At 63.1% G+C, this 6805-nt stretch carries 9 protein-coding genes; 5 read left to right on the forward strand and 4 right to left on the reverse strand.

Annotated features, from left to right (window positions below):
• Positions 1-67 precede the first annotated feature (67 nt).
• From VIE67_RS03505 to VIE67_RS03525, 5 genes are all read left to right on the forward strand, one after another.
• Positions 68-520: a hypothetical protein gene (locus VIE67_RS03505; protein WP_332023322.1), complete on the forward strand. Its 453-nt coding sequence runs from the start codon at positions 68-70 to the stop codon at positions 518-520.
• 156 nt (positions 521-676) lie between these two features.
• Positions 677-871, forward strand: a complete 195-nt coding sequence (locus VIE67_RS03510) for a response regulator transcription factor (RefSeq protein ID WP_332023324.1) — start codon at positions 677-679, stop codon at positions 869-871.
• 24 nt (positions 872-895) lie between these two features.
• Positions 896-1900, forward strand: a complete 1005-nt coding sequence (locus VIE67_RS03515) for an LLM class flavin-dependent oxidoreductase (RefSeq protein WP_332023326.1) — start codon at positions 896-898, stop codon at positions 1898-1900.
• Positions 1901-1937: 37 nt separating this feature from the next.
• Entirely contained in the window at positions 1938-2591 is a 654-nt protein-coding gene (trhA, locus tag VIE67_RS03520; protein WP_332023328.1) for a PAQR family membrane homeostasis protein TrhA, read from the forward strand.
• Positions 2588-2995: a GFA family protein gene (locus VIE67_RS03525; RefSeq protein ID WP_332023330.1), complete on the forward strand. Its 408-nt coding sequence runs from the start codon at positions 2588-2590 to the stop codon at positions 2993-2995. Before trhA ends, VIE67_RS03525 begins: the two co-directional genes overlap by 4 nt.
• Before the next feature lie 210 nt (positions 2996-3205).
• On the opposite strand, the gene VIE67_RS03530 is transcribed toward VIE67_RS03525, so the two are convergent.
• The 4 genes from VIE67_RS03530 to VIE67_RS03545 all read right to left on the reverse strand — a co-directional run.
• Positions 3206-3694, reverse strand: a complete 489-nt coding sequence (locus VIE67_RS03530; RefSeq protein WP_332023332.1) for a DUF456 domain-containing protein — start codon at positions 3692-3694, stop codon at positions 3206-3208.
• A gap of 29 nt (positions 3695-3723) precedes the next feature.
• Positions 3724-4569, reverse strand: coding sequence for an RsiV family protein (locus VIE67_RS03535; RefSeq protein WP_332023334.1), 846 nt, complete (start codon positions 4567-4569; stop codon positions 3724-3726).
• A gap of 116 nt (positions 4570-4685) precedes the next feature.
• Entirely contained in the window at positions 4686-5804 is a 1119-nt protein-coding gene (locus tag VIE67_RS03540; RefSeq protein ID WP_332023336.1) for an ABC transporter permease, read from the reverse strand.
• Positions 5805-5934: 130 nt separating this feature from the next.
• Positions 5935-6805, reverse strand: an 871-nt coding sequence (locus VIE67_RS03545) for an ABC transporter ATP-binding protein (protein WP_332023338.1), incomplete at its 5' end; no start/stop codon positions are given.

Here is a 6805-nt window from a genome sequence, read left to right on the forward strand (position 1 = left end):
CATTTACAATTCCTTCACGCGGCGCCGGTAAGATCAATCTCGGATCAACCCAGAGAAGGAGTGCATCATGATGCGTCTACGTATTCTCGCACCTGTTGTTCTGGCTGCCGCAGTAACGGCCAGCCTGTGGTCAGGCCACGCTGAAGCGGCGGGCAAGACCGACTGCAAAATGAAGTTCGATCTCAGCGGCTGGTCGGCGATCTACAAACATGCTGAGGGCCACGGCGTCATCACCTGCGACAACGGCCGCTCATTCAAGGTGAACATCGTCGCGGTCGGCGGTGGTCTCACCGTCGGCAAGTACCATGTCGAAGGCGGCACCGGCAAGTTTTCCGATGTGAGCAGCACCGACGAACTGTTCGGCAGCTACGCGCAAGGCGAGGCGAATGCCGGCGTGATCAAATCGGGTACCGCACAGATTCTGACCAAGGGCACTTCGTCGCTGGCTCTGGCCGGTGCGGGCGAAGGCGTCGACATCGGCATCTCGTTCGGCAAGTTCACCATCTCGCGCGCCAACTAAGTCTCTGACCGTCGTCATCGGGAAGCGTTAGAACCACGCAGGTTTCACTTCCTGTCCGCAGAATCAAGCCCCATCCATGCGCTTCTGCGCATGCGGTGGGGTTGTGGGAGAATCCGGGTCCGACCCGGGCGACAGCTTCCCACTACTCTGCGCAGCATGGCGAAGATACTCACGATCGAAGACGACGCGCTGACCGCGCGCGAAATCGTTATCGAGTTGCAGAACCACGGCAACGAGGTCGACTGCGTCGCCGACGGCCGTGAAGGGCTGAACAAGGCGCTGCACGGCGACTACGACGGCTGGTCGGCCGATACGCAGCCGGTGCAAACGCCGGTTGCGGCGAATCGCTGAAACACTCCGAGGAATTCTCACTCAATGGCCCACGTCAACGGCGTTCCACTGTCGATACTCGATTTGTCGCCGATCTGCGCGGGCGGCGATGCGGCGCAATCGCTCGCCAATACGCTCGATCTGGCGCGGCACGCGGAGCAGTGGGGTTATCGGCGCTACTGGCTCGCCGAACATCACAATATGCCGGGCATCGCGAGCGCGGCAACGGCGCTGGTGATCGGCCATGTCGCCGGCGGCACCTCGACCATTCGCGTCGGCGCGGGCGGCATCATGCTGCCCAATCACGCGCCGCTGGTCATCGCCGAACAGTTCGGCACGCTCGCCGCGTTGTATCCGGGTCGCATCGATCTGGGTCTTGGCCGCGCGCCCGGAACCGATCAGCGCACGATGATCGCGTTGCGCCGCCATCTGGCCGGCGACGTCGATCGCTTCCCGCAGGATGTGCTCGAACTGCAAGGCTATTTTCGTCCGACGCCGCCGGGTCAACCCGTGCGAGCGATTCCGGGCGAAGGTCTTGAGGTACCGATCTGGCTGCTCGGCTCGAGCCTGTATTCGGCGCAGCTCGCTGCGGCGCTCGGCCTGCCGTTCGCATTCGCCTCGCATTTCGCCCCGGGCGACATGCTCGCCGCGCTCGATCTGTATCGACGAACGTTCCAGCCCTCGGCCGCGCTGCAAAAACCCTACGCGATGCTCGCCTTGAACGTGTTCGCCGCCGACAGCGATGCGCAGGCGCAACACTTGTTCACCAGCGTGCAACAAGCGTTCCTGAATCTGCGCCGCGGCCAGCCCGGCAAGCTGCCCGCGCCGATCGACGATATCGACAGCTTCTGGTCGCCGGCCGAGAAAACCATGGTCGAGCATGCACTGGCCTGCTCGGTGGTCGGCGCGCCGGCAACGATCCGCGCTGGAATCAGGGATTTCATCGCGCGCACGCAGGCCGATGAGATCATCGCCACGGCGTTGATCCACGATCATGCTGCGCGCCTGCATTCATTTGAACTTCTTGCGCAAGTCGATTCGACGCCGTGAAATTGCCGCCGCACGCGCCAGCGGATATCGTGCTTGCATGTCGCAACCCATCAGTCAGCGCTACAGCGGCGGCGAGGAACTCGCCAACAGCCTGACCCATGCTTTCGGCGTGCTGCTGAGTCTGGCCGGCATCGCCACCCTGCTCGTCGCGGCGCGCGCGACGCCGCAAGCGCTTATCGCCTGCGCAATCTACGGCGTAACCCTCATCGTTTTGTATACGACATCGACTCTGTATCACTCGATCCAGCATCCGCGGTCCAAACAACTCCTGCAGACACTCGATCACATCGCGATTTTTCTGCTGATCGCCGGCACCTACACGCCGTTCGTGCTGATCACCTTGCGCGGCGTCTGGGGCTGGAGTCTGTTCGCCACGATCTGGACTCTCGCTGCGCTCGGCGTGATCTTCGAGCTCACCTCGCTGCGCCGGTTTCGCCGCACGATGGTGGCGCTGTACATCGCGATGGGCTGGGTCGGCCTGGTCGCGATCAAGCCGCTGGTCGCAGCGTTGCCGAACGCAGCGCTGTGGCTGCTGTTCGGCGGCGGCGCGGCGTATACCTGCGGCGTGATGTTCTATCGCATGCACCGCCTGCGCTACCACCATGCGCTATGGCATCTGTGCGTGCTCACCGGCAGCGTGCTGCAGTATTTCGCGGTGCTCGACTACGTGCTGCCGCAGGCGCGCGCATGAGCCAACCCGCACTGGTCACTCATCAAGGCGGTTGTCATTGCGGCGCGGTGCGCTTGGAGGTCGACACGCCTGCGCGCATCGATGCGCTCGAGTGCAATTGCAGCATTTGCCGCATGAGCGGATTCCTGCACCTGATCGTGCCGGCGACGCGCTTTCGTCTGCTTGCCGGCGCGAATCTGCTGACCGAGTATACTTTTAACACCGGTGTCGCGCGTCATCGCTTCTGCCGCGTGTGCGGAATCAAGCCGTTCTATATTCCGCGTTCGAATCCCGATGGCATCGACGTCAACGTGCGTTGCCTCGACCCGGCGACGATCGCGGGCATTGAGGTCACGCCGTTCGACGACACCGACCGCGAGGCCGCGACTGCGGCGATCGGACATCTGTCGCACGCTCACGACTGAAACGCCATTCGCAAGCAGCAGTAACTGTGGCGTTCCGCAATTAATTTTACATACGGCGCTTTCATTCCCTTCTCCCGCTGGCGGGAGAAGGTGCCGAAGGCGGATGAGGGTGGCGCAGGCGAAGCGCACACCGCTCCATGTTGCGCCACCCTCACCCGGCGCGCGATGCGCGCCGACCTCTCCCGCCAGCGGGAGAGGTGACAATCGCACCTAAATCACGAACGCCAGCGCGAACACGCCGAGCATGGTGAAGCACAACGCGATTTTCGCCAACGTGCCAAACAGCAGGCCCAGCCAGGTGCCGACGCCGACTCTGGCGGCGTGATCCATCCTGCTGCCGGCGCTAAGCTCGCCCGCGAGCGCGCCGAGAAACGGTCCGAGCAGCAGACCGGGCAGGCCGAAGAAAATGCCGACAAGCGTGCCGCACATGGCGCCCCACAACGCGTATTTGCTTGCGCCGACACGGCGTGCGCCGAGCAGTCCGGCGACGAAATCGACGAGCAGCGCGAGCACGCACAGCACACCGAGCAGGATCAGGGTGAATGTGCCGACGTGGGCAAAGCCGTCCGCCCAGGCCGCGAGCAGCATGCCGGCAAACACCAGCGGCACTCCGGGCAGCACCGGCAGAATGCTGCCGATCAGACCCGCGACGATCAGTATGCCGGCGAAGACGTAGTACAGGAGCTGCGGATTCTGCATACGCCCTCGACCTCAGTACCAATCAGCGATTAGAACGTACTCGCCGACCTCGGCTCGGCGGACTGGATATCTTCCTTGTCCACGGCAAAACCATCCTGGTATTCGGTCTTCAGCATCGCGTAGAAAATTTTCGCCGGGACTTCGAGCTGCTGCACGCCTTGCGCAGTCGCGGCGATCTGACCCGGCTGGAATTGAAGACTCAACCCGATCGCCTTGCCGTCGACGCCGTCGATCAGGAACGCGGAAAAATTCTGCGCATTCGCTGCGGTGCCCTGCTCGACCGCCGTGCGCATCGTCTTCAGGCGCTCGGTCAATTGCGCGTCGGCGAGATTTTGCTGACGCAGCCGAGCTTCAGCATCTGCCTCAAAGCGGCGCCTGGCTTCCGCGCTCAACAATTGCACGGCTGCGGCAGGGTCGCCGAACAGATCGTCGAGTGTGACGATTTTCGCGCTCGGCAGATGCTCGGTGAACGTTGCCGCCAGTGGTTGCGGATGCGCATCGCCCAAGTCGGTTTCGCCGCTGGCGACGACGCTGACGAAATCCTGGGTGCGCGTGGCGACGCTGAATTGCAGACTCAGATGCGGCGCTGCAGTCGCGTTGTCCTTGCGCACGGCAAGGTCGGCGTCGAATTTCCTGCGCACGTCGTCGGCGTACACGTGCAGCGCATAGTCGAGCGGAGCAAGTTCGGGCGCGAGCTCGGGAAACTGGATCGCGTAGCGGGGCACGCTGGCGCTCACGCCGCCTTCCGCACTGGGCATCGCCGCGGCCGAGGCCGATAGCGAACGATCGCAGCCCGCGCAGCTCAGCACGATCAGCGCAAGAATCAGTGGAGACAGGCTGCGAGCTGTACGGCGCGCGGGGGAAATCGGGAGCATGCGGTTACAATCTGGGGCTGGTGAGGGTTGGCTAGTGTAGGGGCGCAGTGGTGCGTGCGCCATGCGCTGATGGTACCGAAGCGTTTGCTAAGGTTTTGCAAACGTCCAGTCCGGCCTCAATCCAGGCGCTTGCGCGTGCGCAACACGGCGATGGTCAGGGTTACAGCGCAGAACGCGGCCAAGGCGGCCAGTTCGGGCCACAATTCACTCAGATGCGCCCCGCGCAGCATGATGCCGCGAATCAGGCGCACGAAATGCGTCATCGGGAAGATTTCCGCCAAATACTGGGCCGGGCGTGGCATGCCCTCGAACGGAAACATGAAGCCGGAGAGCAGGATCTGCGGCAGAAACGTGAAAAATGCCAGCTGCATCGCTTGGAACTGGCTTTGCGCAAGGGTCGAGATGAACACGCCCAGCGACAACGAGGCGACGATGAACGCCAGCGCGGCGCCGTAGACGTCGAGCAGCGGTCCGCGGATCGGCACCTGGAAAATCGCCACGCCGAGCACCAGCACAACCGTGACCTGTACCAGACCGATGCCGACAAAGGGCAGCACCTTGCCGATCGTCAGTTCGGTCGGCGACACGGGCGTCGCGATCAGGAATTCGAGATTGCCGCGCTCACGCTCGCGCACGATCGCCATCGCCGTGAACAGCACCATGGTCATGGTCAGGATCACGCCGATCAGGCCCGGCACGGTGTTCACCGGCGCGCGCCGCTCGGGATTGTAGAAGTTCACAATTTCCACATTGCGCGCGGGCAATGCCTGGCCCGGATTGATCAAGGCCTGCAGCGGCAGCAGCGCGAGCTGCGCCGCGGCCTGTTGCACGACCTGATCGGAACCGTCGACGATGATCTGCAACGGCGGCCGCGGCCACGGCCGCGCGTCGCTGGTTTGCTCGATCAGGCGGCGCTCGAAATCGGCCGGAATCACCAGCGCCGCACTGATCTTGCCTGCACGCATTAGTGCGTCGAGTTCCTGCGGCGTCTTCACGAAATAACGAAAGTCCATCACTTCGGTTTGGCCGAGCGCGGCGACGACTTCGCGCGCATGCACGGTTTGCGCCTGATCGAGCACCGCGGCAGGCAGATGGCGGATGTCCATATTGATCGCATAGCCGAACAGCAGCAGCTGCATGGTCGGAATGCCGACGATCATCGCGAACGTGAGCCGATCGCGGCGCAGCTGGCGCAATTCCTTGACCACGATCGAGATTAGCCGGCGCAGATTCATCGTCTATCGCTCGTCAAGCAAAACGGAAAAGACTGTTGGCCGCAAAGAGCGCAAAAAAAAGCAAAGAAAACCTCCAGCCCACTTTCGCTCCTTTTGCGTCCTTTGCGCTCTTTGCGGCCAATGAGCTCTTTCATTTCCGTTTCTGCGTCGCTGCGACGAACACGTCTTCGAGGTTCGCCGCCACCGGCTGCAGCTGCGCGACGATTCCCGCCTGCTGCAAGCGGCCTACCATGCGTTCACGCTGCTCCGCACCCGCCTGCGCGAGCACGCGCAACTGCGCGCCGATCTGCGCCATCGCCATGATTCCCGGCAGACCCTGCAACGTGGTCTGCACACGCCGCGGGTTGTCGCATTCGGCCAGCAGGACCTGACCCGGCAGCGCGTCGCACAGCTCGCGCGGGCTGCCGTCGGCGACCAGTTTGCCGTGATCGAGTATCGCCAGCCGGTGACAACGCTCGGCCTCGTCCATGTAATGCGTGGAAACCAGAATCGTCGTGCCGACATCGGCGAGCGCGAACAGCGAATCCCAGAACTCACGCCGCGATTGCGGATCGACCGCCGAAGTCGGCTCGTCGAGCAGCAGCAACTCGGGTTCGTTCAACACCGCGGCCGCGGGGGCGAGGCGCTGTTTCTGCCCGCCCGACATCGTGCCCGCCAGCTGATCGCGTTGTTCGTTGAGCCAGTAGCGATCAAGCAGTTCGGCGATGCGTGTTTTCGCACGCGCGCGAGTGAATTCATGCACGGCGGCGACGAAGTCGAGATTCTCGAACACGGTCAAATCGTCGTAGAGCGAGAACTTCTGCGTCATGTAGCCGATGCGCCGTTTCAAGGCTTCGGCCTGTTGCGGAATCTTGTAGTCGAGCACGCTGATATCGCCGCTGCTCGGCAGCATCAGGCCGCAGAGCATGCGGATCGTGGTCGATTTGCCGGAACCGTTGGGTCCAAGAAAACCGTACACCTGCGCGCGCGCCACGGTCAGATCGATATGATCGACCGCGACC

Source organism: Rudaea sp. (genome assembly GCF_036560865.1).
In the GTDB taxonomy this organism is placed as follows: domain Bacteria; phylum Pseudomonadota; class Gammaproteobacteria; order Xanthomonadales; family Rhodanobacteraceae; genus Rudaea.